Source organism: Mangrovimicrobium sediminis (genome assembly GCF_004745945.1).
In the GTDB taxonomy this organism is placed as follows: Bacteria; Pseudomonadota; Gammaproteobacteria; order Pseudomonadales; family Halieaceae; genus Mangrovimicrobium; species Mangrovimicrobium sediminis.
Genome location: NZ_SRLE01000017.1, coordinates 1 through 25,437 on the forward strand (window position 1 = coordinate 1; position 25,437 = coordinate 25,437).

A 25,437-nucleotide genomic window follows, 5' to 3' on the forward strand; every position below is an offset into this window, starting at 1 on the left:
GAAGAAATCAATCGGAAGTTCGCCCGGCATTTGCGAGTAACACATAACGCTTCAAGCAGGGGCCCGCGTTAGCGGGTCCCGGCGCGAAGCGCCCTTGCTGACTTGACTTGTTATGTGGCACGACGGATGCCTGATTGGAAAACCTGCATATTAGCCCTCATGCAGAACCTCCTTGGCAACTGACATTTTGGTTGCGGACTTTGCCCAACCCAGATGTTGCATGTTCGAACCCAACTTTGAATCACCGGGGAGTAGCGAAGGGCTGAGCCATTCCACCGGAAGATGACGCTGGCAGCCAAGAGATAAAGAATGCCTGGGTAACCAACGAATGCATTTAGTTAATCCCCACTTGTAACTACCACATAACGCTGAGCGGCAGCGGGCGCGCGGTACGCGCGTCCGGCGACCGAAGGGAGCGAACTGCCCGCACTTGTTACATGGCGCGGACTGGCGTTTGAAGCCCCTTGTTCCTGTAGTTGGAAATGAGAACCGGGGAAAGCGAAAGAACTGCCGAACTTTGCGTATCCAATGTGGGCCAGTGAGTCGATGATTTTTGACATACTCAACCCCTTCATAGGACTCAGTAGATACCTTGAGTAACACCGGAGCATTTTAGCCGCCTAGCCATGTAACAGTTAAGTACATAGACCAGTCTAAAATTTCTACGTCCCTGTATTCCCGATTCCACCATTTCCCCCTTCCAAAAAACACCACATGATCAGTCGGTTAGGCTACCCCATGTTTTCAATTCCGCAAAACAATAGAAACTCGACCCACCAAATTCCATCAAATCCGCTCAATCAACCCAACACAGAACCACCCGCAATTCACTGATTTCCAAACGATTGCATTCTCCCCACCCATCCGAACCAACCGTCGCTCTCCTGAAAAACACACTTGCACCCGCGGCTTTTTCATATACTGTACTTATATACAGTTTTGTGGAGACTGCAAATGGATGATATCCGCCCCACAATCCCGCGCAACTCCTCTAAGTTCACTCACCAGGTCCGACAGGACCTACGTGACAAAGGCTATTCCTACCAGACTGAGAAAACCTACCTGCACTGGATCAAGCGTTTTATTCATTTCCATAAAATGCAGCACCCCCAGAGCATGGGCATTACCCATATCAACGAATTCCTCAGCTACCTCGGTAGCCAGAGGGACTGCTCGCCTGGAACGCAGCGTATCGCCCTCAATTCGCTGGTTTACCTGTATCGGAAATTCCTCGGCGTAGAATTGGAGAAGCTGGATTTTGAAATGGCGAAGAACAAGCGCCGCCTGCCTGTTGTGCTCAGCCACGAAGAAGTCCAGCGTGTGCTCGGCGGCTTGTCGGCAGAATACTTCCTTATGGTCTCTATTCTGTACGGTTCGGGGCTGCGCCAGAACGAGCTCCTCAACCTTCGTATCAAAGACCTGGATTTCGAACTCAATACACTGACTGTACGCTCAGGAAAAGGAGATAAGGATCGTACGACCCTACTACCTTTGAGCCTGCATGAGTCACTGCACGAGCAAATCGCGAAAGTTGCCAGACTACACCAACGCGATATCGAAGACGGTTTTGGCGAGGTTTACCTTCCAAATGCGCTGGCGCGCAAATATCCCAGTGCGGCGCGGGAAACCGGTTGGCAGTTCCTCTTCCCTTCCAGGTCAATCGGAGCCTGCCCTCGTTCAGGTGTGCTTCGTCGCCATCACCTCCACCACACGTCGCTGCGCAAACATGTCACCCGAGCGCGTATCGAGGCAGGCATCATCAAACACGTAACGAGCCATACTTTCCGGCACAGCTTCGCCACTCGCCTGCTGCAAAAAGGCTACGACCTGCGCACTATCCAGAAACTGCTTGGGCATAGCGATATAAGAACGACAGAAATCTACACCCACGTGCTCGGCCGGGGAGCGATGGGAGTCATCAGCCCGGTAGATGACTGATGCGCTGATCGCTAATGATCGTTGACCAGACTCAAATACTGTACAAATATACAGCCCATGTCAACTTATGCCGAAGTCCACGCCCTCAGCTGCTACAGCTTCCTGCGCGCCGCCTCGCACCCCCACGAGTTGGTGGAGCAGGCGGCGGCGCTCGGCTATGCCGCGCTGGCGGTCACCGACGAATGCTCCCTCGCCGGCGTGGTCAAGGCGCACGTTGCGGCGAAGGAGGCCGGCTTCCACCTGATCATCGGCAGCGAGTTCGTCCTGGAGGAGGGCCTGCGTCTGGTGGCCCTGGTCCCCTCCCGCGCCGCCTACTCTGAGCTGTCCGGGCTGATCAGCCTGGCCCGTCGGCGCAGCCCCAAGGGCGAGTACCGCGTGGCGCTGCGCGATATCATCTTCCACCTCAAGCGCTGCCTGCTGCTCTGGCTGCCGGACTGCTCCGGCGAGCGCAGCGAGCAAGATCTCCCCTACGGTCGCCAGCTGGCGCGCCTGTGCCGCGGCCGCTTCTGGCTCGGGTTCACGCAACTGCTGGGCAACGATGAAGCGCGGCGTCTGCAGCATGTGCAGGCACTGGGCGACGAGCTCGGCGTACCGGTCGCTGCCTGTGGCGATGTGCGCATGCACCTGCCCACACGCAAGCCCCTGCACGACGTGTTCACCGCCCTGTACCACAACACGAGTATCGGCGAACTCGGCCGGCGCCGCCTGGGCAACAGCCAGCGGCACCTGCGACCGGTGCATGTGCTCGAGGCGCTCTACCCGCCACAGTTACTGGCGCAAACCCTGCGCATCGCCAACCTGTGCGACTTCAGCCTGGACGAGTTGCGCTACGAATACCCTGAGGAAGTCGTCCCCAATGGCCACGACGCCAACAGCTACCTGCGCCAGCTGGTTGCCGAAGGCAGCGCGCGGCGCTGGCCGGGCGGCGTGCCAGCGGCAATCCAGGCGCGTATCGACAAAGAGCTGGAGCTGATCAGCGAGCTGCACTACGAGTACTACTTCCTCACCGTCTACGACATCGTGCACTTCGCCCGCAGCCGCGACATTCTCTGCCAGGGGCGCGGCTCGGCGGCCAATTCGGTGGTCTGCTACTGCCTGGGCATTACCGAGGTATCACCGCAGCAGATCTCCCTGCTGTTCGAGCGCTTCATCTCGAAGGAGCGCGACGAGCCGCCGGACATCGACGTGGACTTCGAGCACGAACGCCGCGAGGAGGTCATCCAGTACATCTACCGCAAGTACTCGCGGCGTCGCGCGGCGCTGGCGGCAACGCTCATCACCTATCGCTCGCGCAGCGCGGTGCGCGACGTGGGCAAGGCGCTGGGTCTGGACCCGGTCTTCGTCGACGACCTCGCCAAATCAATGGCCTGGTGGGACCGCACGGCGGACCTCGCCAAACGCTTCGAAGAACAGGGTGTCGCGCACCACGGCAAGGTGGCGGAGCAGTTCTACTCACTGGTGCAGCAGATCCTCGGCTTTCCGCGCCACCTGTCCCAGCATGTCGGCGGCTTCGTCATCACCCGCAGCCCCATCTCCACCCTGGTGCCGGTGGAGAACGCGAGCATGGACGAGCGCACTGTCATCCAGTGGGATAAAGAAGACATCGAGTCACTGGGCCTGCTCAAGGTGGACATCCTCGCCCTGGGTATGCTCTCCGCCATCCGCAAGAGCCTGCAGCTGGTGCACCGCTACTGCCCGCATATCGCGAGCATCGCCGACGTGCCGAAGGAAGACCCTGCCACCTACCGCCTGATGCAGGCGGCGGACACCATCGGCATCTTCCAGATCGAGTCCCGCGCGCAGATGTCGATGCTGCCGCGGCTCAAGCCGCAGTGCTTCTACGACCTGGTCATCGAGATCGCCATCGTCCGCCCGGGGCCTATCCAGGGCGACATGGTGCACCCCTACCTGCGCCGCAAACAGGGGCTGGAGCCGGTCACCTACCCCTCCGAGGCGATTCGCAGCGTGCTGGAAAGTACACTCGGCGTGCCCATCTTCCAGGAACAGGTGATCAAGCTGGCCATGGTCGCCGCCGGTTTCTCCGGCGGTGAGGCGGACCAGTTGCGCCGCGCCATCGCCAACTGGGGGCGGAACAGCCGCTTGCTCGAATTCGAGCAGAAGCTCACCCGCGGCATGATCGAGCGCGGCTACGACGCGGACTTCGCCCGCCGCCTGTTCGACCAGATCAAGGGCTTTGCCGGTTACGGTTTTCCGGAGTCGCACTCCGCCAGCTTCGCCCTGCTCGCCTATGTCTCCGCCTGGCTCAAGCAGCATCACCCGGCGGCGTTTTACGTCGGCCTGCTGAACAGCCAGCCGATGGGGTTCTACACGCCGTCGCAGTTGGTGCAGGACGCCCGCCGCCACGGGGTGGTGGTGCTGCCGGTGGACGTCAACCACAGCGAGTGGGATCACCAGCTACTGGAAAACGCCCGCCCCATCCGCCTCGGCCTGCGCCTGGTCAAGGGCCTGAGCCGGGAGGGGGCGCAACGGCTGGTCGAGGCGCGCCGCCAGGCGCCCTTCCACCAGGTCAGCGACCTGCGCCGCCGCGCCGCACTGGACAAGCGCGACATGGAAGCGCTGGCGGATGCCGATGCGCTGGCCTCCCTCACCGGCCACCGCCACCAGGCCCAGTGGCAGATCATGGCGCTGGAAGATGTGCGCCCGCTGCTGGCGGACGAGCAGTACCAGGGCGCGCGCTACTTTGACGACGACGTGCAGTTACCGGCCCCGGCGGTGGCCGAGGAGGTGCTCTCGGACTACCGCGCCACCGGTCTCACCCTGCGCGCCCACCCGCTGGCCCTGCTGCGCGACAAACCACCCTTCAACCGCTGCAAGCGACAGATCGATCTCGCCGGTATCGGCAACCACCGCTTCGTGCGCATCGCCGGCCTGGTCACCTGCCGGCAGCGGCCGGGCAGCGCCTCGGGGGTGGTGTTCCTCACCCTGGAGGACGAGACCGGCAACAGCAACGTGGTGGTATGGAAGCGCACCCAGGAGGCCTTCCGCCAGCAGCTGCTGGCCGGGCAACTGCTACTGGTGACAGGCACGCTGGAATGCAAGGACGGCGTGATTCACATCATCGCCGGTAGCCTGGAGGACCACACCCATGAACTGGACCAGTTGCGACTGAAGTCGCGGGACTTCCACTGAATCCCCGGCAGCGGTCGGAGCCAGGTGTCAACGTCCGCAGTTACAACTCCTTGATGTAGGTAATCTCGTAGGGGCTGTATCCGCAGTCGTGGTAGAAATCGCCGGCCGCCTGGTTGGCGGCCAGTGCGGAGACGCGCACGGTGGCCACCTCCTGCTGGCGCAGGAAACCCTCGACCCGCGCCACCAGCGAGGTGGCCACGCCGTGCCCGCGGGCCTCGGGGTCCACGTACAAATCGGTGATCACACCGTAGCGCTTGAAGGGTTCGAACAGGTGGCGGTCGGCATCGTCCTCCGCCTCCAGCATGGCGACGACAAAGCCCACCGCCTCACCGCCGTGCTGGGCGACAAACACGCAGCCGCCCTGGGCGTTGCAGCAGGCCAGCAGGTAGTCGAAGTGGTCGCCGGCCATCTGCCGGCCGGGCGTGCGGGAGTTGTGCAGCGCGCCCTCGTGATCCTGCAGGCGCGCCATCATGTCCACCACCGCGGCGCGGTGACCGTGGCTGTAGTTGACGACGCTCATGCGCCCTCGGGGCCGGGCAGGTTCTGCTCCAGCCACTGCTGGAATTGCGCGGGCGGCAGGGCGCCGGACAGCCGCGCGAGTTCGCGGCCGCGCTGCATCACCATCAGCGTAGGAATGGAGCGAATCTGGAACTGCGCCGCGGTGGTCGGGCAGGCTTCGGTATCGAGCTTGATGAACACGGCTCGGGTCGCCGCTTGCGCCGCCGCCTGGCTGAACACCGGCGCGAACTGGCGGCAGGGGCCGCACCAGGGCGCCCAGAAATCGACCACAACCGGCAGGTCGCTGTTGGCTACGAAGCGCTGGAAGCCCTGGTCATCGACTGCGACCGGTTCGCCAGCGGCGAGCGCGTGATGGCACTTGCCGCAGGCGGGACGATCGCCGAGCCTGGCGACGGGAACACGGTTGATGGCCTGGCACTGCGGGCAAACCATCTGCAACTTGGGCGCGGTGGTCATGGGGGTATCCGGGAAATAAACGTACACCCCTGTATGGGGCCTGGCGGCTCGAAAATCAAGTTTCCACGCAACACGCGGCCGATAGCCGCACCTCGCCTCCCGGCCCGTGCCCGCTGCCCGGAGAAGTCCCGCATTCGGGGATTCGCCAGCGGTACCACAACGCCTACCCTGCGCAGCACGCCACGCGCAGCCATCGAGGACGAGGACACCGGCACCACAACCGCGCCAGCACTACGACACCAGGGCACAGCGCGCCGGATCACATGCACACGCCCACGGCGATATGACCAATTTGTAACAATTTCATTGCAGTATGTGCGCGGGGACAACCAACCACGAACGCCAGGAGCGTCACAGGAACATGCTTGCACCGCGCCGCGCGCCGGTCACCGGCACCGAGTTGACGCGGATCACCGCCTCTGGCGACGCGCCGCTACACCACGTGGACGCGCGCTACCTGTCCTGGTCCATCGACGTCTCGGTGTTTGCCGGGGGCCTGTGGTGGGAGGGTTCCAACAAGTCGCGCCGCGGCATCGGCACCAGCCGCCTCAGCCCGCTGGCGCTGGACGCCCGCGAGCTCAATCGCCTGGTGCGCGCGCTGGGCCCGGCCTACCTGCGTATCGGCGGCAGTGAGGCGGACAAGATCCACTACTTCGAGGCGCCGCCGGGGGAGAGCAACGCCCTGGTGCTCAGCCGCGAGCAGTGGGACGACCTGCACGAGTTCCTGCGCCGCCACGACCTCAAGCTGTTCTTCACCTGCAAGTACGGCCTGTTCCGACGCAACGAGCACGGCCGCTGGGACGGCAGCGCCCTGGAGCACCTGCTGGCCTATTCCCGCGAACGCGACTACGCCATCGACGTGTTCGAGTTGGGCAACGAGCTCAACGCCTACTGGGCCTTCCACGGCCTGCTCTCGCAGCCGCGGGCCAAGAACCTGGCCCAGGACTATCGCACCTTCAAGGCACTGGTCCGACGCCACTACCCCGAGGCGCGCATCTGCGGCCCGGGCAGCGCGTTCTGGCCGCGCCTGGGCGAGACGATCCGGCCGATCAGCAACATCACGCCGAAGTTCCTGCGCGAACTGGCCGGCGAACTGGATATCGTCGACTGGCACTACTACCCGTTCCAGAGCGAGCGCAGCCCGGTGCGTACCCGCGCCGCGCGGCGCAAGCACATGACCGACCCGGCCTCCTTCACCTACTTCGAACGCTACAGCCAGCACCTGATGGACCTGCGCGACCGCCTGCAGCCGCAGGCGGAACTGTGGACGGGCGAGACCGGCTCGGCCCAGTGCGGCGGGCAGCCGTTTCGCTCGGACCGCTGGGTTTCCGGCTTCTGGTGGGCGGACCAGCTCGGCCTCGGCGCGCGCCTCGGCCAGAAGGTCATGGTGCGCCAGGCCCTGGTCGGCGGCGACTACGGCCTGATCGACCGCCTGACCCTGAAGCCGCGGCCGGACTACTGGGTCAGCTGGCTGTGGCGCCAGCTCATGGGCACCGGCGTATACGCGGTGGCAAGCTCGCGCCCCCAGGTGCGCGCCTACCTGCACGACAGCGCCCTCGGCGCGGGCCGCTGCCTGCTGCTCATCAACCTCGACGAGCAGCCTGCGCCGGTACAACTCGAGGGCCTCGGCGCCGTAGGCCGGCGCTACACGGTCACCGCCAAGCAGCTGACCAGCCGCAAGCTGCGCATCAATGGCGTCAAACCCAAGCTGAAGAAGGGGCGTATCGCACTGGACCGCTTTCCGGTGCAAACCGGCCTGGCCGTGCTACCGCCCCACAGCATCAGCTTCTGGGAGATCCTGCCCGCCGCCGCGGATCAGTACTGCACGAGTTCGATCTCGATACCGTCCGGATCGTAGAAGTACAGCCTGCGGCCCGGATCGTAGTTCTCCTCGCCCTTGATCTCCACGTTCATCTCACCCAGGGTCGCCCGGTACGCGTCCAGGTCATCCACCTCAAAGCCGAGGTGGTTAAAGCCCACCGCGCTGTAGTCCTGAGACGCGTGCCCGCCCTGGGTAGCCTCGAACAGGGAGAGATAACTGCGGTCGTCACCCAGGTGAGCGGCGCGCTGGCCGGCGGCGGTACGCCCTTCCCAGCGCACCCTGCCGCCCATCAGGCGCAGGTAGAACGCGATACTGGTATCCAGGTTGTTAACGGTGATATTGGCGTGTTCGATGCGCATGGTGTTTCCTCCTCTTATCTGCGCCACGGCTTGTTCCGTGTACAGTCACAGGATAGGACCCGGCCTTCAATATATCGCCCCTTCTGCTAACATGTTGGCGGAACGCCAATGCGCCGGTCGCGGCGCCAGGGAGCAGCCCTTGTCGGAAGCAAAGTCGAAAATCAGGAAGAAACCCAAATCGAATCCCAGTTCGAAAGCCAAGTCGAAAGCCGGGTCGAAAGCCGAGCCGAGACCTGCGTCGGAGCGAACACCAGAGGCAACACCAGAACTAACACCAGAACTAACACCAGAACTACAGCACATCTCCTCCTACCTCGCGGAAAACATCGGCACCCTGCGCCGGCGCCGCAACCTGAGCCAGGAGAAGCTGGCGGAGCTGGCGCAGATCCCGCGCTCCACCATCACCCACATGGAGTCCGGCGGCGGCAACCCGTCGCTGACCAACCTGTGCAAGCTGGCCGCGGCGCTTGGGGTGAGCATAGAGACGCTGCTGTCCCGGCCGCGCCGCGCCTGCAGTTTGCTCAAGCGCGACGACGTGCCGCAGCAGCAGCGCAGCGCCGGCAAGCTGCGCATCCACAAGCTCATGCCGGACCGCGTGCGCGGTATCGAGATCGATCGCATGGAATTCGCCGCCGGCGCGTCGATGGCGGGCAAGCCGCACCTGCCGGGGACCAAGGAGTACCTGGTAGCGCTGGCGGGCAGTATCGCGGTCGCGGTGGACGGCGCCACCTGGACGGTGGAGGAAGGCGACGTGCTGGCCTTTCCCGGCGACCAGAAGCACGGCTACCGCAACGCCGGACGAACCCCAGCCACGGCGCTCAGCATCGTGCTGCCACTGCCCTACCCCACTGGCTGAGGCGCGCCTCAGCGCTGCTCGAAGAAGTCCCAGATCACCTGCGGCGCGTCGAACTCGTGGCTGGTGGTACCGGTCAGCCGCGGCAGATTGAAGGTCGGGTTGGGGATGGTGTGGCCGCCGCCCTTCACGGTCAGCAGTTCCACCGGCGGCCGGCCGGGCAGTGACCAGCGCATGCTGCTCACCGAGGTGCCGTCGTCGGGTGCCTTGTCCGGCCAGTTGCTGGCGAGGTAGGAACCGCCGTAACCGGCGAGTCCGGCAAAGTATTCCGCTGTCGCCACGGAGGAGATCACCGGGCCGCGGCTGTCGTCCCAGAGAATCTTGACCATGCCGCCCTCGTAGGGGTTGACCGGGTCCTCGGTGCCGTTGATCACCAGCGCGGCAACGCGCCCGCCGCCGGCCTGGCAGCCGAGGTTCTCCTGCGCCGGCAGGCTCGCTGAAATGGCGGCGATGCCGCGCACCAGGTCCGGCGCCTCCAGGGCGAGGCGGAAGGCCATCTGGCCGCCGTTGGAAAAGCCCGCGGCGTAGATCTGGCGCGAGTTCACGCCGTAACGCCGCTCCATCTCGCCGACCAGCGCTCGGAGGAAGCCCACATCGTCGATATTCTGGGTGTTCGCGGCGTAGCTGGCGCTGGCGCGGCAATCGTTCCAGTGGCGCTCGTAGCCGTCCGGGTAAACGGCGATATAGCCGCCGCGCTCGGCCTGCGCATCGAAACCGTAGAAGCTCATGATGCGCATGTCCTCACCGCGCCCCATGGACCCGTGCAGCACCAGCAGCAGCGGTGGGCGCTTGCCAACGGACTTTGGCACGTAGGCGGTCCAGCTGCGCTGCAGGCCATCGTGCTCGATGACACCGCGCTCCAGGGTGCCGGGCAGCTGCGGCTCCTCGATCTGGTCGAAACGCAGCAGCCACCAGCCGCTCATGGACAGCGTGACCAGGGTCAGCGCCACCAGCAGCAGGACGATTTTCAGGATTCGGCTCATGGTTGTTGTTCTCCGGCCCGCGCAAAAGCGGCCAAGTCTAACCGATCACGGCGGACGCGGACCAGTTGCTCGCACTCAGGGCGACGCTCAGCGCAGCCGGTCCAGCAGGCCAAAGGTATCGAACACCGCACGCAGCGCCTCATCGTTGCCGCCGCTGGCCTGCCAGTTCTGGCGCTTGAGCGACTGCGACTGGCTCCCTTCAATGGTAAGGAAGCGGTCTTTCCAGTAGCGCGGGTCGTCCACCGTCGCACAGGCCATACCATTCTTCAGGCTCATCGCCTTCAGCCATACGTCGTCCGAGCGCGGGCACAGGCGCATGAACTGCTCGCGCTCGAGCACCTGCGCGTCAAGGGCGCCGGGAAAATACAGCACACCGCAGACGCCGGTGGGGAATACCAGCGGCGACGGCGCACAGCCGGCGGGCGCGGCGGACCACTTCGCGTAGGGCTGCAACCCGCCGCCTGAATCCAGCGCGATCCGGTGGGCACGCTGGCAGTGAATCACCGTGGGCGCGTCGCACCAGGCATAGTAGAGCTGTTCCACCGTATCCGGCGGGTAGAGCATGTCGTCGTCCACGGTCAGCAACAGGCTGTCGGGGAAGCGCTCCAGCGCATAGACGATCTTCTTATACGGCCCCAGGTCTTCATCCACGAAATGGATTTCCAGGCCGCGCCGCTCCTGCCGGCGCAGCAGCTCGGGCAGGCGGCCGCGGGGAAAGTCGCTGCGCGCCAGCCACAGCACGATGCGGTCCGGAGGCAGGCTCTGGCGCAGCAGGCTCTCGATGCACAGGTAGAGGTCGTGGATACGCTGGCCATAGGAGGTGAGCGTCACCACGATCTCGTGTTCGAGTTCATTGCCCACAGCCGGCCCGTCCGCGGCCAGTGCATGTTGCTGTAACAGCGCGGCGTGCAGCGCGGCGCGCAGTTTGCGATTGTTGTTCAGGTCGTGTTTTTTCAAGCGCCGCTTGCTGAAGTAACTGAACATCGACTCGCCTCATTCCTCCTTGCTGTGCACTGCGCCCGGTGCTCCGACCAGTGCGAGATAGCCGCCTGCCACCAGCGCGAAGCTGTACAGTCCGCTTTCGTAGAACATGTAGGACTCGAACAGGTTGACCACCAGCCAGTAGCTCACGAACAGGTACCAGAAGCCGCGCAGGTCTGCATCGAGCCGGCCCGCCTTGCCAGCTTGCATGATCGCCCGGTTCAGCCACCACAGCAACGCGCCGCCCACCATCAGCCCGGCGAGACCGAAGTTCACCAGGGTATCCAGGTAGCTGCTGTGCAGGTGGCGAAAGCGTTTTTTCTCGCCCCGGCTCAGGCCGTCGGTTGCCTGCACCACTTCGCTGCGACCGCCGCCGCCCCAGCCGAACAGCGGCCGCTTGGCTATCCAGTGCAGCGCCTCACCCCAGGTGGCCAGGCGCACGCGGATGTTCTCGTTGAGCACCATGGGGCTGTCCCCACCGGCGCCGGCAAGGGGGCCTTCGCTGCTCACCCGCTCGACGATCACGCCGCCGAGCAATACCGGCACCAGTACCACCAGCGCCGCCAGAACGGGGACGGCGCGCGAACGCGGCGGCTGCGAAGCGCGCGCCACATCGCCCCGACGCCGCCAAAGGAACAGCGCGCGGCACAGCCAGGCGAACAACGTGACCAGCAGCGCCAGCCAGATGGCGCGGGTCTGGGAGATGACCACCGCGACCAGCGCGGCCAGCACCAGGGCCGCGTAGACCGCTGTCAGCCAGGGCCTGCCAACGACGCGCGCCGCATGCGCCGCACGCGGCGCGAAGGCGAGCAAGCCGAGCAGCGCCAGCCCGAACAACAGGCTGGTGTGCTGCTGGTTGATAATACCGAAGCCGACACGCTCGCCACCGAGGCCCGCGGCTATCTCGCCCCAGCCACCGCCGCTGATCCACGGCGCCAGCATCAGCGCGACCAGCGCCAGGGACCACAAGGCGAACACCCGACGCAGGTCGGACCGAATGAAAACCGCCACCGGGATCATGAAAAACCACGCGGCGAGCCGTTCAACCTTCGGCGAGCGCTCGGCGATCTCCGGCGCCAGCCAGTGGGCCAGCCCCCAGCTCGCCAGTTGCGTGGCCAGCGCCAGCCAGAACAGTGCGAAGACGAAGGAGCGCCGCAGTGGATGCTGCAGGAAAAACAGGGCGATGGCGGTGAGCAGGATCAGCACCTGCCCGGCGTAGTCGGCGGGCTTGTCGGTGTACATCCGGGTGCAGGACCACAGCAGCAGCAGGCCGAAGCCGAGCAGCGCGAACGCAGTGGGCAGCGCACCCACCGCTGGCGAATCGCCGCGGGGCTCGTGCGGCGCTGCGCCGTCCTCACCTGTCGCTGGGTGTCCGTTCACATGAGACCTGCCTGGATACAGCGCCCAGTATAACCGAGGGCCGGGAAGGATCGCCGCCGCTGACAATACCGTTGTCTTGCTGTTCGGATCAGTACTGGAGCTGGACTCGATCAATGCCGCCACCGGGCGGACCTCAACAATCCAGCCGAGCCTCGGTCACGGTTATCTCTGGACGCGGGCCACGCCATCGCCAGGCTCAGTCAGTCAGCGCTGGCGTTGTGCCTCGTCCAGCCAGCCGTGGTAACCGAACTGCGCGCGGTCGCCGCGCTTCGCCAGTTGTTCGGCAATCGCCGAGTCCAGGTCCGCCACCCGTCGCGCGGCCTTGCGCCGTGCCAGCGCGCGGCTGGCGTAGGCCAGGGGCAGCAGGTCCGGCCAGCCCAGGCCGTCGATCACCCACAGTCGCCGCGGCTCGCCACCGGCACACTGAACCAGGATATTGTGGGTCAGCAGCCGACGCGAGGGCATGCCCAGCGCCTGCCAGCGTGCGCCGAACTCCGCCAGCGGCGCGGACAAAGCGGCATCGAGCCCGCGCTGCCAGAGGTATTGTTTGAGGGTGACGGCGATACGCCCGTCGTCGTCGCGCAGCAGGTCGAAACACAGGCCGGGGCCGTACTGCGTCGCTACTGTACCGTGCAGCCGCGGTACCAGTTCGAAGGCCGCCGGGCCGATGCTGCGGTCGATGCGCGCGTAGACCCGCGCCTCTTCGCAGTTGTCATCGAAGCTCGACAGCGGCTTGAGGTTCTTCGGGAAGCCGGCCTCGCTGCGCTTGATCGCCGGCGAACGATCCGGACGCGCGACCTTGATGCAGCGGTTCGCATCGCGCGGGTCGACAAAACACAGGCGGTTGCCGCCGCGACTGAAGGCGGCGTCCTCGTCGCCCAGCACCAGCGTCGCAGCGTCCGGTTCGCTCACCCTCAGCTCCGTCTCGCAGCCAAGCGCTGGCAGAGTTCAGCGTAACGACCGAGGATCACCTCGCTGGCGTAGTGTTCGCGATAACACTGCAGGCCGGCGGCGGCCATGCTGTTGCGCGCGTCCACATCCAGCAGCGCGGCGCGGATTGCCGCGGCCAGCGCCGGGGCGTCGTCGATCGGCGTGAGCAGGCCGCTGATGCCGTCCTCGATAAGTTCCGCCGGTCCCTGGGAGCGGGTCGCCACCACCGGGCAGCCGCGAAACCAGGCCTCCAGCACAATATTGCCCAGGCCCTCGTGGCGCGAGGGGCAGACGAACAGGTCGGCGCTGTGCATCAGTGCGCCGACGTCATCGCGCCAGCCGAGGAAGCGCACCCGCGCCTCCAGGCCCAGCGCGCTGCATTGCTCGCGCAACGCGTGCTCCTCGGGGCCGGTGCCGGCCAGGCAGAGCACCGCATCCGGCACCTGCACGAGTGCGTCGAGCAACACATCGAACGCCTTGTTGGTGTGCAGGCGCCCGGCGCCGAGCAGCAACGGCACCGAGTCCGGCACATCCAGCTGCGCGCGCGGCACTGCGGCCTGCTCGCGCTCGTCGACGAAATTGGGGATGCACTCCACCTGCGCCGCGGGCATGCCGCCGCGCACCAGGTGGTCGCAGATGCCGTGCGTATTGCCAATCCAGAAATCCGCGTGGCGGTAGTACTTGAGGTCGTAGTAGTGGCCGAGGCGGCAGGCCAGGGTCCAGGGGCCACGCGGGGTGAGAATCGAGGCACGGTTCATCCACGTCAGCACCACATCGGGGGACATGGCGCGCAGGGCTTGCCGGTATTGCCAGTGGTCCGGCAGGTCCAGGCGCCCGCCGAAACGCAGGGTGCTGACCTCCACGCCGGCCTGTTGCAACGCCTGCACCCGCGCCGGGTAGTTGCGAGTAAACGCGTGCTGGCGCAGGCCCGGCACGCCGGCGAGTCCCGCCACCAGGCGGGTATAGAAGCTCTCGGCGCCGCCGTGCTCGGCGCCGGCCATTACCTGGGCCAGGGCGACCGGCTGTGTACCCTGCTCAGCCACGGCACCACACGTAGCCGTGGCTGTAGGGCCGCTGCAGGCTGGCCTCGACGATATAGCGTGCGTACAAACGGCTGTTCACCTGGTCGTGGAAGAAGCGCCGGGTGCGCGCAGCCCAGTGGCGGCGCAACGGGTCGTCGGCGGCGAAGCACCGCACCTGCTCCAGCAACTGCTCGGGGGAGGAAAAATAGGCGAGGGTCTCCGGCGGGAACATCTCGTCGAAGCCGGCATCCGCGTGAGTGAACACCAGCAGGCCGTTGCCGCCCATCTGCGCCATGCGCGCCGAGGAGTACCAGTGCAGGCCCTCCTGGCGGTTGAGGTTGAGGCCCATTCGGCTGTCGGCCAGCGCCTCGTCGTAATCGCGACCCCACACGCCAGGCGTGCCGAAGCTGCCCGGGGTATAAAAGTCGATGGTGTCCTCGAGGTTGTCGCGCAGGTAGCGCACGGTGACGCCGCGTTCGGTGTACTCCTCTGACTTGCTGCAGAAGATCAGGTCGTGGCGCTGGTCCGAGCGCTGCGAGCAGTCGGCACTTTCAATAGCGGCATCGACAGGATTGGGCATGTGCAGCAGTCGCGCGCGCTGTCCCGTGAACTGCGCCAGCTCGCGCTCGCCGGTGGATACGAACATGGCGTCCACTACCGCGCAGCGGTGTTCGATCTTGGCCGCATTTTCCGGCACGAACAGCGGATCGTTGTTGGCGCCGGCGATGACCACCCCGGGCAGCAGCGCGCGCAGTTGTTCCAGCGTCTCGTTGCGGATGATGTCGCAGTGGCCGACGATCACCAGCTCCGGGGCGAAGGCCTCGGCGGTCTCCAGCAGTCTGCGGTTGGCGGCGCGGGCGCCGAGTTCGCGGATGCCCAGCGGCGCCTCGAAGGCGGCGACGTCGCGGTCGGAAAAGCCGCGCACCAGGTAGTCGTTCTTGACCAGACCGAAGTACAGCTTCTGCGCCCAGCTCACCCGGGTCTGGCCGTACTTGCGCAATTGCTGGTGGGCGACGTGCAGGATTCGCATGCTGGTGTTCAGTTCCCTGACTGCGCCGCGGCGCCCGCGGCGATGGCCTCGCGATACACGGCGAGAGTCGCTTCCACCTGCGCCTGCAGGGTGAAGCTCGCCGGCAAGCTTACCGCCGGCGGCGCGGCGAGGAAACCGCTGACCGCTGCGGCTAGCGCATCCATGTCGCCCTTGGTCACCAGTCCCGCGGGCAGGCTCTCGCGCAGGGACTCCGCCGGACCGCCCTCGTTCCAGGCGACCACCGGGGTACCCACCGCCAGCGCCTCGATCACCGTGCGGCCGAAAGGCTCGGCGTGCTGCGACAGGTTGCAGACCACGCTGGCGACGGCGTACAGCTCGGCCATGTCGCTGCGGTGGCCGAGGAAACTCAGGTCGCCGGCGATGCCCAGCTCGGCGGCGCGCGCCACCAGTTCTTCCCGATAGGCCTCCTTGCCCGGGTCGCCCTCCCCCGCCACCAGGCCGTGGCAGGCGATGTTCGCGCCGCGCAGCCGCGCCAGCAGTTCAATGAATTCCAGCTGGCCTTTCCAGCGGCTGAGCCGCCCGGGCATCAGCAGCAACGGTTTGTCCCGCGCTGCCGGATAGTCGGCGAAGAACGTGTCGCGCCACTCCGGCGACGGCGTGAATCCCGCGGGAAACTGCGCAGTATCCACACCGCGGTGGATGCGCGTGATGCGCGCGGGGTCCACCTGTGGGTAGTTGCCGGTGATATAGTCGCGCACACAGTCGGAAATGGCGATCACGCGATCGCCGCAGCCCATGATGGCGCTGTAGCGGCTCACCGAGTACAGGCCGTGGAAGGTCGAGACCAGCGCCGGGCGCTGCCCCGGCGGGCGCTTGCCCACAGCCAGCCAGACCATCCACGCGGGAATGCGCGAGCGCACGTGGATCACATCCGGTGCCAGTTCGTCGAGTTCGCGGCGCAATCCGGGCACCCGCCACAGGGACGCCAGCGACTTGCGGTGCACGGGGTAGGTGATGTGCGTACTGCCCTCGGCTTCCAGCTGCGCCTGCAGGCGGCCGCCGCTGGACATCACCAGCGAGCGGTGGCCGCGGCGCACCAGTTCCCGCGCCAGGTCAACGGTGCCGCGCTCGACGCCGCCGCTGTCGAGGCCGGGCAATACCTGCAGCACTGTCATGGGATCAGTCATCGAGGGCCTCGAGGGCCGGACGCAACCAGCGCACCAGGTAGCGCGCCACGCGCCCGGTCTCGTCCAGGGGCTGTGCCGGCGCCGGCATGGCGCCGCGCGCGGCCAGGGTGTGCAGGTCGCAGACCAGGCCCGCCCAGCGCAGGGCGTCCAGGCCGCGGCTGACCCTCGACTCGCCGCGCCGCGGCACGTCCAGCACGCCGACGCGGGCGCCGGCGGTGAGTGCCTCGTAGACCATGGAAGCGCTGTCCTCGCTGACCCAGGCCACGCCGCAGCGCTGCAGCTGTTCGCGCACCCAGCCGGGCTGGGTGTCGGCGAAGGCAGTGAAGGCGATGTCCGGTATATCGAGCGCCGCCAGCTTCTCTGTCAGCGCCAAGGGCGTGCGCCGCGAGGTAGTCACCTGCCAGCGCACCGCCGGCAGCAGGGTGCTCAAGCGCTTGAGTTGTTCGAGGATCTGCGCATCGTCCCAGTCGTAGTGGGCGGAAGGGCCGCCGAGCAGCACCAGGCCGTGCCGGGGGTCGGCGGCGGGCGCCGGCTGCATGTCGTTGAGCATGCCGCGGGTGACCAGTACCTTCGCCGAGGGCGGCACGCCGTCGTGCTCGGGAATCACGCAGAGGTCGAACAGCCAGCGCGGCAGACTGGGTTTCATCAGCACCACCAGCGGGGCACGGTACTTCCACTTCAGGCGCAGGGCGCGCCAGTGGGTGCGGTGGCCGGCGGCCAGGATCAGATCGGGGGGAGTGGGGGTTCGTGCCGGGGTGTCCCGCTCCAGCCACTCCACCTGCGTGGGTATGCGGGCCGACAGGGCCTGCACCAGGCCCTGCAACTGGCTGCGGTGGCCGGGCTTGCCGTCGGTCACGCAGCACACGTGAAGGGCGTTGACCTCCACGTCGCGATGTCCGGCGGCGGGCCCGGCGGCCATGGCTACAGCGGCGAGCGGCCCTTGCCGGCGGCGATGCGCATGCGCAGGGCGTTGAGCTTGATGAAGCCCGCGGCGTCCTTCTGGTCGTAGGCGCCGGCGTCGTCCTCGAAGGTGGCGATGCTGGCGTCGAACAGGCTGTCGTCGGACTTGCGCCCGGCGAGGATCACGTTGCCTTTATACAGCTTGAGGCGCACCACGCCGTTGACCACCTTCTGCGAATCGTCGATGGCCACCTGCAGCATCTTGCGCTCCGGGCTCCACCAGTAGCCGTTGTAGACCAGGCTGGCGTAGCGCGGCATGAGTTCATCCTTGAGATGGGCGACCTCGCGGTCCAGGGTCACTGACTCGATGGCGCGGTGCGCCTTGAGCAGGATGGTGCCGCCAGGAGTCTCGTAGCAGCCGCGGGACTTCATGCCCACATAGCGGTTCTCCACCAGGTCGAGGCGGCCGATGCCATTGGCGCCGGCCACCTTGTTCAGGGTCTCCAGCACCGTAGCGGGGCTCATGCGCTCGCCGTCGATGGCCACCACGTCGCCGGCCTCGAAGGTCAGCTCGATATAAGTGGGGGTATCCGGCGCGGCTTCCGGGCTCACGCTCCAGCGCCACATGTCCTCTTCCGGCTCGGCCCAGGGGTCCTCCAGCAGGTCGCCCTCGTAGGAGATGTGCAGCAGGTTGGCGTCCATCGAGTAGGGCGATTTTTTCTGTGCGCTGGCGAAGTCCACCGGGATGTCGCGCTCGCGGCAGTAGTTCATCAGCGTCTCGCGGGAGGTCAGGTCCCACTCGCGCCAGGGGGCGATCACGCGGATGCCGGGCTTGAGCGCGTAGGCGCCCAGTTCAAAGCGCACCTGGTCGTTGCCCTTGCCGGTGGCGCCGTGGGAGATGGCGTCGGCGCCGGTCTCGTTGGCGATCTCGATCAAACGCTTGGCAATCAGCGGGCGGGCGATGGAGGTGCCCAGCAGGTACTCGCCCTCGTAGACGGTATTGGCGCGGAACATGGGGAACACGAAGTCGCGCACGAATTCCTCGCGCAGGTCGTCGATGTAAATCTCCTTCACGCCCATGGCCTCGGCCTTGGCGCGGGCCGGCTCGACCTCCTCGCCCTGGCCGATATCGGCGGTGAAAGTGACCACCTCGCAGCCGTAGGTGTCCTGCAACCAGCGCACGATCACCGAGGTATCGAGGCCACCGGAGTAGGCGAGTACGACCTTGTTCACGTCTGACATGTTTCGCTCCATCGGATACTGAAGCCGCCGACCGTGCCGCGGCGGCGGGTAAAACGGGCGCCCATTCTACTGTAGCGGCGGGCGGAATTCACGGCCGGGCGAGGGCGCCCGCCGGGGGATTTTCACACCGGGACAGCGCCCGGGACTGACCGGGCGGTGGATTTGCTGTAGCATGCGTCAGATTCCCGCTGGACACTATTTCGTGGATACACTGACCCTCACCCGCCCCGACGACTGGCACTGTCACCTGCGCGACGGCGCCGCGCTACAGCACACCTGTGCCGACATGGCGCGCTATTTCGGCCGGGTGATCGTCATGCCCAACCTGACACCGCCGGTGACCAGCGTCGCCGCGGCGGCCGCCTACCGCGAGCGTATCCTGGCCGCGATGCAGGGCCTGCCGCGCCAGTTCGAACCGCTGATGACCCTGTACCTCACCGACCAGACCGACGCCGCGGAGATCGAACTCGCCGCGGCCTCGGACTTCGTCCACGCGGTCAAGCTCTACCCGGCCGGCGCCACTACCAACTCCGACGCCGGCGTGGCCCAGCTCGACGCCCTGTTCCCGGTGCTCGCGGCGATGGAAGCCGCGGACCTGCCGCTGCTGGTGCACGGCGAGGTCACCGACGCGGATATCGACATCTTTGATCGCGAGAAAGTGTTCATCGAGCGCCACCTTGCGCCCATCGTGCAGCGTTTTCCCGGCCTGCGCGTGGTGCTGGAGCACATCACCACCCGCGACGCGGTGCAGTTCGTACACGAGGCCGGCGCGCAGGTGGCGGCGACCATCACCCCCCACCACCTGATGTTCAACCGCAACGACATGCTGGTGGGCGGCATCCGCCCGCACTACTACTGCCTGCCCATTCTCAAGCGCAACGTGCACCAGAACGAATTGATGGAAGCCGCCACCTCGGGCAACCCCAAGTTCTTCCTCGGCACGGATTCCGCGCCCCATGCCCGCCAGCGCAAGGAGAGCGACTGCGGCTGCGCCGGGGTGTACAGCGCCCACGCCGCGCTGGAATTTTACGCGCGTGTATTCGACGCCCTGGGCGCACTGGACAAGCTCGAGGGCTTTGCCGCGCACTACGGCGCGGACTTCTACCGCCTGCCGCGCAACAGCGACACCATTACCTTGCAGCGTTGCGCCTGGGAAGTGCCCGCGCAGATGCCTCTGGGAACGGACTCCCTCACGCCGCTGGCGGCCGGGGAATCCGTAGACTGGCAGGTCGCCTGACCGCGCCCATGGGTGGCGAAGAGCGGCAACTGATGCGCGACCGCTTCCGCGGTTTCCTGCCAGTGGTCATCGACCTGGAAACCGGCGGTTTCAACGCGCGCACCGACGCCGTGCTGGAGATCGCCGCGACCCTGGTGCGCATGGAGGACAACGGCGAGCTGCGCGCCGATCGCACCCTGGACTTCCACATCAAGCCCTTCGAGGGCGCCAATATCGAGAAGTCCGCCCTGGAGTTCACCGGTATCGATCCCTGGCACCCGTTCCGCGAGGCGGTGGATGAAAGCCAGGCCCTGACCGAGCTGTTTCGCGCCATACGCAAGGAGATCCGCGAGCAGGAGTGCACCCGCGCCATCCTGGTGGCGCACAACGCCCACTTCGACGCGGGCTTCATCAACGCCGCGGTGGAGCGCTGCCAGATCAAGCGCAACCCCTTCCACCCGTTCACCTTCTTCGACACCGCCACGCTCGCCGGCCTGGCCTTCGGCCAGACCGTCCTCGCCCGCGCCTGCGCCGAGGCCGGGATCGACTTCGACAACAGCGAAGCGCACACCGCCGCCTACGACGCCGCGCGCACGGCTGAACTGTTCTGCGATATCGTCAACCGCTGGCGCGAATGCGGCGGCTGGATGCCCGAGCTGGCCTGACCCCCGAAACTGGGGTCAGATACGCCTTTAAATGATGTGAGGCTGTCGCCTGACGGAACCAAAAAGTGGGGTCAGATACGCCTTTAAATGATGTAAAGCTGTCGGCTGACGGAACTCACATCATTTAAAGGCGTATCTGACCCCACTTTCTAGCCGGCTGGCTTAGTTGAGCTGGAACTTCACCGGCACCAGCATGTAGTAGGTGCTGCCGCCTTCGTCGGCGAGGAATTCGGCCTTGGCCACCGGGGTCAGTGCCGGGAAGGGCGCGGCGCGCTTGATGGCGTCGAGCGCGGCGTCATCCAGGATCGAATGCCCCGAGGGGCCCTCCAGGTTGACGTTGAGCAGCGTGCCGGAGGAGTCGATCTCGGCGAGCAGCTCGACCTGGCCCTCGATGTCCTTCTTGATCGCCCGCTTGGGGTACTTGACCGACTTGAAGACGCGGATCATCACGCTTGCGATGTACTCGTTCAGCAGGCGCTGATACTCCCGGTCATCCAGGGTATCGACCCATGCGGCCTCCGGATCCACCTGTACCACGGGCTCCGGTTCCGGCTCGGGCGCGGGCTCCGCCACTGCCACCTGCAGGGGTTCGGGCTCGGGTTCCGGTGCAGGGGCGGCGACGGTGGTCTCCACCGGTGCCTCTACCTCAACCGGAGTGTCTTCCACCGCAACCACCTCGGGTTCGGGCTCAGGTTGCGGAGCAGGCGCACGCGCGGTGACCGTCTGTTCCGAGGGCGGCGCCACCGCGACGGCCTGCGGGGCCGGTGCGGGTGCCGGTGCGGGTGCCGGCGCGGGAGCGGCCGCGACGGCCGCCGGGGCGCTGCCCCAGGCCGCGATCGCATCGACACGATCCTGCAGCGGAATCAGTGACTCGTAGCGGACTAGTACATCCTGGTCCAGGTCGCCGGCCAGCAGCCGGTCGCGCATCAGGGCGGAGGCGGAGTCGCCCACCCAGCCCTGCAGCAGGTAATAAAAGACGTCGGGACCGGAGATGCTGAGCAATTCGGTGCCGTTGAGGCTGAATACCGTATTCTCGGCGGCGGTCAGGCGAATCTCGAACTGGTCGCCGGAGCGCAGCGCGCCTTTCATCCTGGACTTCAACTGCTCCAGGCCGTCGATCACCTGGTCGTTGGCGCGCTGCCCGGCGCCGACCTCCGCCTGCAACAGGATGGTACCCGACAGGCCGCGGTCGCTGATGCGGCGGGTTGCGATGCGGTACTGCATCGCCGCCGGCGGGGCTACCCGCTGGGCATCGACCGGCAATTGGCCGTCGCTGGTGAGCAGGCCGGCGACATAGATGTCGCGCCCTGTATCCGTATAAACCGCAAGCCCTGCAACCTGCAATTTCTCCGCCGTGATCGCCGCGCCGCATGCCAGCAGCAGCATGACAGCCGCCGCGCGGGCCACGTTTTTCTTATGCAACAACATGGATTTCCCCGTTAGTTTTGGTTATTTGTTGTCGCATATAAAGGTGCATTAGGGCGTGTCCAGCCTCAAGCTAAATTGTCCTGAAATGCCAAACAATTCGCGTTTTTTCACTACCACGCAAGTAATTTGCAGTGCGCTGCAAATGTGTTGCAAAGTGCGGAACTCGGTCACAAAAACAGCAAAATTGAGTTCCCAAGTCCTAAAGCCCTGCTAATACTCTGTCCACGTGATAACGCGTTATTACCGCCCGATCCCCCGGGAACGACGCGGTGAAACAGGAGAGATAACAGCTATGCCTCAAGATCAAAACAGCTCTAAGCGCAGGGTGCTGCTCGTCGATGACGACAAGATCATCCGTCTTAAGGCCTCCAAGATGCTCGAGCAGTGCGGCTGCGAAGTCGCCACCGCGGAAAACGGTTGGGACGCCGTCACCAAGCTGGATGACGTGAAGCCCGACCTGATCCTGCTGGACATCACCATGGAGCCCCTGGACGGGTTCAAGACCCTGACGCTGATTCGCGCCAGCCGCGGCGAGTACGCCGACGTCCCGGTGGTCATGCTCAGTTCCCACGACGACGTCTTCACCATGGGCAAGTCCAAGGATCGCGGTTGCTCCGCCTACCTGGAAAAGCCCCTGGACATGAACGCGCTGAAGCAGGTGCTGCAGGAATTCCTGTCCATCAAGGTGGCCGTGTAATGAACCCGAACGCCTTCGAATGCCTGCAGGGCATGGCGCAACTGGTGCGGGCCAAGGCCGCGCCGGCGCCGGCCATGCAGCAGAAGATCCAGGACTGGCACGGCGCTGCCGTCAGCATCCTCGGCGTACGTTGTGTGATCAGCGCGGACGAAACGCGCAAGATCGTCGACGTGCCCGAAACCATCCCCCTCCCCGGCGTCAAGCCCTGGGTACGGGGCATTGCCAACATCGGCGGCCGCGTCGTTTCGATTTCCGACCTGTCCGCCTTCCTCTCCGGCGGCAGCAGGACGTCCAACGGGCGCCAGGCGCTGATTATCAACGGTCGCGGTATCCATACCGGGCTGCTGATCGACGAATGTTTTGGCGGTGTGCGCCTCTCCACCGAGGAACTGCGCACCAATAAAAAGGTGGCGAAGGAACTGCAGGCATTCGTGCGCGGCGTCTTCTCCACCGAGGACGGGGAGTACGCCCTGTTCGACACCAACCGACTCTTAACAGACGCCAACTTTACGCAGGCCGGCGTCATCACAACTAGCTAGGGCAGGAGTAAGACCATGAGATCCATGATAAAGAAACAGCGGGGACGCGTCGATTCTGTACTGACGCTGTCGGCAGTCGGCCTGGTAGCGGCCGTGGCAGCACTGGGCGTCAACATGTGGCAGATGTCAGTGAGTTCCAGCTACGACGAAGAATATCGCAGCACCGCGTCTGACATGCGCGTCATCTCCCAGGACATCAACCTGGAATCCCGCGAGGCGTTCTCCGGCAGCGAAGCCGCCTTCAGTGAACTGGCCAAGTCACGCCGGGCTTTCCCCGCGGAAATGCTGGTACTGCGCGACGGTAACGAAGACGTACCGGCACCCGGCGAGTCCATGGCACCCTACGTCAACACCATCGAGAAGCAGTGGGGCAGCGTGGCGGCGGACGTCGACGCGATCCTCAAGGCCAAGCAGCGCATCCTGTTCGTACGGGGCGTCAGCCAGAACCTGAACGCCAACATTAAAACCATTCAGGCGTACTTTGCCGACATGGTGGACATCCTTGGCGGCGCCAACGTTTCCAGCGAAACCCTGCTCGCGGCACAGCAACAGTTGTGGCTGATTGAGCGGATCGGCCGCAACATCGACCGGATCCTTGCCGGCGGCAAGGATGCGACCGCGGCGGCCGAGGAATTCAAGCAGGACGCCCTGCTCTTCCAACGTAACATGGAAGGTATGCGCAACGGCGACCGCGCCCGCGGCATCGACCAGCTGCGCAGCGCCGCCGCGCTGGAGACCCTGGACCTGGCCGAAGGCCTGTACGCCCAGGTCAGCGGTTCTGTAAACGACATTTACGACGCGCACCAGGAGATTATCCGTGCGGCCCAGGCGGCCAACGCCATCGCCGACGCGGCTCCGACCCTGGCGGTTGCCACCGGTAACGCCATGGTGCAGGTCGACAAACTGGCTGACGAGCGCACCTTCTCGCCGCTCACCGCCAGCCTGTTGGGCCTGCTGGCCATGGTCTTCCTCGGCACCATCGGGGTTCGCTTCAACGGCTCGCGCGCCCAGGAGCGCCAGGCCCAGGAGCAGGCACTGGCCATGGAATCTGAGGTACAGCAGAAGGTACGCGAGATCCAGCCGCTGGCCGAGGGCAACCTCTCCCGCGACCTGACCGCAACCACTGGTATCACCGCGCCGATTGCCATCGCTGTCAACCAGTTGCTCGACTGGATGCGCTCGGTGGTACGTTCCGTGAACAGTTCATCTGAACAGGTTCGCGCGGCGGTAGACGAATCCTCCAACGCGGCGACCGAGGTAAAGGGCTCGCTGGAGGAAGTGGGTAGCATCGTGGCCGACACCGCATCGACTTCAGTCGAACTGCGTGAAATCAACAGCAACATGTCCGAGCTCGCGGAAACCACCCAGCAGGCATCTGACCAGGCGGTATCTGCGGCCCGCGAGGGTGACGTGGGTATTGAAACCCTGATGGTGTCGGTTGAAGAGATTCGCGAATCTCAGCAGACGGTAGCAAAAACCAGTAAGCGCCTGGGTGACGATATCGAAATCGTTGCCGACCTGCTGTTCCGTATCCGCGAGGTTGCGAACGCGATTTCAACCCTCGCGATGAACACCCGTATTGAGGCGGCGTCCCACTCCGGTGAAGGCGGCCAGCGATTCGCGGGTATTGCGGACGAAACCGGTAAACTGGCCAACCAGACCAACGAAATTGTACAGGAAGCGGACCGCGCGATTCGCTCGGTATCCAACCGTATGGCGGAATCTAACCGCAACATGGAAGGTGCCACGCAGTCCCTGGTCAAACTGTCCAGCATCGCCTCCGACGTACGTGAGCGTTTCGGTCACATTCTGTCCCTGTCGGAGAACGCGCGGAACTACATGGCTGACATGCGCGAGCAGATCAACCAGTCCAGCGCCTCGTCCTCGCACGTAACCGAATCGGTAAGCGACATCCTGAGCAAAACGCTGCAAACCCAGCGCGCTGCGGACCGGATGGAGTCTGCCACCAACGACCTGCGTAGCCTGTTCGACCGCCTGCGCGAGGATACCCAGCGTTTCAAGCTGTCGGATGAAGCCACCGACCTGCGGGCCGCGCCGCGCACCTCTCGGGTTGCGCCGGTACAGGTCGCCGTCGCCGGTGCTTCTGAAGATACCGACGATGAGGAATCCGCCCCTGCCGGTTACACCGGGGATCTCACCCAGAAGGCGAGCTAAGGCT

22 protein-coding genes are annotated in these 25,437 nt (G+C 65.3%); 9 read left to right on the forward strand and 13 right to left on the reverse strand.

The genetic code is table 11. The features are described from left to right. The first annotated feature begins 954 nt into the window (after positions 1-954). Entirely contained in the window at positions 955-1,938 is a 984-nt protein-coding gene (locus E4634_RS20025; protein WP_135446461.1) for an integron integrase, read from the forward strand. Between the two features lie 57 nt (positions 1,939-1,995). Further along, complete coding sequence (locus tag E4634_RS20030) at positions 1,996-5,088, forward strand: error-prone DNA polymerase (protein ID WP_135446462.1); 3,093 nt, start codon at positions 1,996-1,998, stop codon at positions 5,086-5,088. Between the two features lie 40 nt (positions 5,089-5,128). On the opposite strand, the gene E4634_RS20035 is transcribed toward E4634_RS20030, so the two are convergent. Both E4634_RS20035 and trxC read right to left on the reverse strand, forming a co-directional pair. After that, a complete protein-coding gene (locus E4634_RS20035; RefSeq protein WP_135446463.1) occupies positions 5,129-5,608 on the reverse strand; it encodes a GNAT family N-acetyltransferase in 480 nt (159 codons plus the stop codon). Further along, positions 5,605-6,063 carry a thioredoxin TrxC gene (trxC, locus tag E4634_RS20040; RefSeq protein WP_135446464.1) on the reverse strand — a complete coding sequence of 153 codons (459 nt, stop codon included), beginning with the start codon at positions 6,061-6,063 and terminating at the stop codon, positions 5,605-5,607. Before trxC ends, E4634_RS20035 begins: the two co-directional genes overlap by 4 nt. A gap of 361 nt (positions 6,064-6,424) precedes the next feature. Between trxC and E4634_RS20045 the strand changes: the two genes are divergently transcribed. Continuing rightward, positions 6,425-7,921 carry a glycosyl hydrolase family 79 N-terminal domain-containing protein gene (locus E4634_RS20045; protein WP_135446465.1) on the forward strand — a complete coding sequence of 499 codons (1,497 nt, stop codon included), beginning with the start codon at positions 6,425-6,427 and terminating at the stop codon, positions 7,919-7,921. Here the strand turns inward: E4634_RS20045 and E4634_RS20050 are convergent. Beyond that, positions 7,879-8,244, reverse strand: a complete 366-nt coding sequence (locus E4634_RS20050; RefSeq protein ID WP_135446466.1) for a VOC family protein — start codon at positions 8,242-8,244, stop codon at positions 7,879-7,881. The genes E4634_RS20045 and E4634_RS20050 overlap by 43 nt on opposite strands. A 139-nt stretch (positions 8,245-8,383) precedes the next feature. On the opposite strand from E4634_RS20050, the gene E4634_RS20055 reads away from it, so the two are divergent. Further along, entirely contained in the window at positions 8,384-9,100 is a 717-nt protein-coding gene (locus tag E4634_RS20055; protein WP_206046965.1) for a helix-turn-helix domain-containing protein, read from the forward strand. An 8-nt stretch (positions 9,101-9,108) separates the two neighbouring features. On the opposite strand, the gene E4634_RS20060 is transcribed toward E4634_RS20055, so the two are convergent. The 9 genes from E4634_RS20060 to E4634_RS20100 form a co-directional block, all read right to left on the reverse strand. Next, complete coding sequence (locus E4634_RS20060; protein ID WP_135446468.1) at positions 9,109-10,080, reverse strand: CE1 family esterase; 972 nt, start codon at positions 10,078-10,080, stop codon at positions 9,109-9,111. An 87-nt stretch (positions 10,081-10,167) separates the two neighbouring features. Beyond that, complete coding sequence (locus tag E4634_RS20065; protein WP_135446469.1) at positions 10,168-11,064, reverse strand: glycosyltransferase family 2 protein; 897 nt, start codon at positions 11,062-11,064, stop codon at positions 10,168-10,170. A gap of 9 nt (positions 11,065-11,073) precedes the next feature. Beyond that, positions 11,074-12,441, reverse strand: coding sequence for an O-antigen ligase family protein (locus E4634_RS20070; RefSeq protein ID WP_135446470.1), 1,368 nt, complete (start codon positions 12,439-12,441; stop codon positions 11,074-11,076). A gap of 204 nt (positions 12,442-12,645) precedes the next feature. Further along, positions 12,646-13,353 (reverse strand): YrbL family protein, encoded by a 708-nt coding sequence (locus E4634_RS20075; RefSeq protein WP_167855006.1) that lies wholly within the window; start codon positions 13,351-13,353, stop codon positions 12,646-12,648. 2 nt (positions 13,354-13,355) lie between these two features. Then, positions 13,356-14,414, reverse strand: a complete 1,059-nt coding sequence (locus E4634_RS20080; protein ID WP_240725257.1) for a glycosyltransferase — start codon at positions 14,412-14,414, stop codon at positions 13,356-13,358. Further along, positions 14,407-15,423, reverse strand: a complete 1,017-nt coding sequence (locus tag E4634_RS20085) for a glycosyltransferase family protein (protein ID WP_135446472.1) — start codon at positions 15,421-15,423, stop codon at positions 14,407-14,409. The genes E4634_RS20080 and E4634_RS20085 overlap by 8 nt, the downstream gene beginning before the upstream one ends. Positions 15,424-15,431: 8 nt before the next feature. Next, positions 15,432-16,571, reverse strand: coding sequence for a glycosyltransferase family 4 protein (locus E4634_RS20090; RefSeq protein WP_240725258.1), 1,140 nt, complete (start codon positions 16,569-16,571; stop codon positions 15,432-15,434). Then, entirely contained in the window at positions 16,564-17,490 is a 927-nt protein-coding gene (locus tag E4634_RS20095; protein WP_135446473.1) for a mitochondrial fission ELM1 family protein, read from the reverse strand. The genes E4634_RS20090 and E4634_RS20095 overlap by 8 nt, the downstream gene beginning before the upstream one ends. 2 nt (positions 17,491-17,492) lie before the next feature. Further along, on the reverse strand, positions 17,493-18,713 hold the full coding sequence (locus E4634_RS20100) for an argininosuccinate synthase (protein ID WP_135446474.1): 1,221 nt from the start codon (positions 18,711-18,713) through the stop codon (positions 17,493-17,495). A 202-nt stretch (positions 18,714-18,915) separates the two neighbouring features. Between E4634_RS20100 and pyrC the strand changes: the two genes are divergently transcribed. After that, positions 18,916-19,950 (forward strand): dihydroorotase, encoded by a 1,035-nt coding sequence (gene pyrC / locus E4634_RS20105; RefSeq protein ID WP_206046966.1) that lies wholly within the window; start codon positions 18,916-18,918, stop codon positions 19,948-19,950. Between the two features lie 8 nt (positions 19,951-19,958). Next, complete coding sequence (gene rnt, locus E4634_RS20110) at positions 19,959-20,594, forward strand: ribonuclease T (protein ID WP_135446476.1); 636 nt, start codon at positions 19,959-19,961, stop codon at positions 20,592-20,594. A gap of 162 nt (positions 20,595-20,756) precedes the next feature. Here the strand turns inward: rnt and E4634_RS20115 are convergent, their stop codons facing one another. Beyond that, positions 20,757-22,022, reverse strand: a complete 1,266-nt coding sequence (locus E4634_RS20115) for a TonB family protein (protein WP_135446477.1) — start codon at positions 22,020-22,022, stop codon at positions 20,757-20,759. Positions 22,023-22,314: 292 nt separating this feature from the next. On the opposite strand from E4634_RS20115, the gene E4634_RS20120 reads away from it, so the two are divergent. From E4634_RS20120 to E4634_RS20130, 3 genes are read left to right on the forward strand one after another with little or no spacing between them, the layout of a single operon-like run. Continuing rightward, positions 22,315-22,719 (forward strand): response regulator, encoded by a 405-nt coding sequence (locus E4634_RS20120; RefSeq protein WP_135446478.1) that lies wholly within the window; start codon positions 22,315-22,317, stop codon positions 22,717-22,719. Next, a complete protein-coding gene (locus E4634_RS20125) occupies positions 22,719-23,258 on the forward strand; it encodes a chemotaxis protein CheW (RefSeq protein WP_135446479.1) in 540 nt (179 codons plus the stop codon). Before E4634_RS20120 ends, E4634_RS20125 begins: the two co-directional genes overlap by 1 nt. 15 nt (positions 23,259-23,273) lie before the next feature. Next, positions 23,274-25,433, forward strand: coding sequence for a methyl-accepting chemotaxis protein (locus E4634_RS20130; RefSeq protein WP_135446480.1), 2,160 nt, complete (start codon positions 23,274-23,276; stop codon positions 25,431-25,433). Positions 25,434-25,437 lie beyond the last annotated feature (4 nt).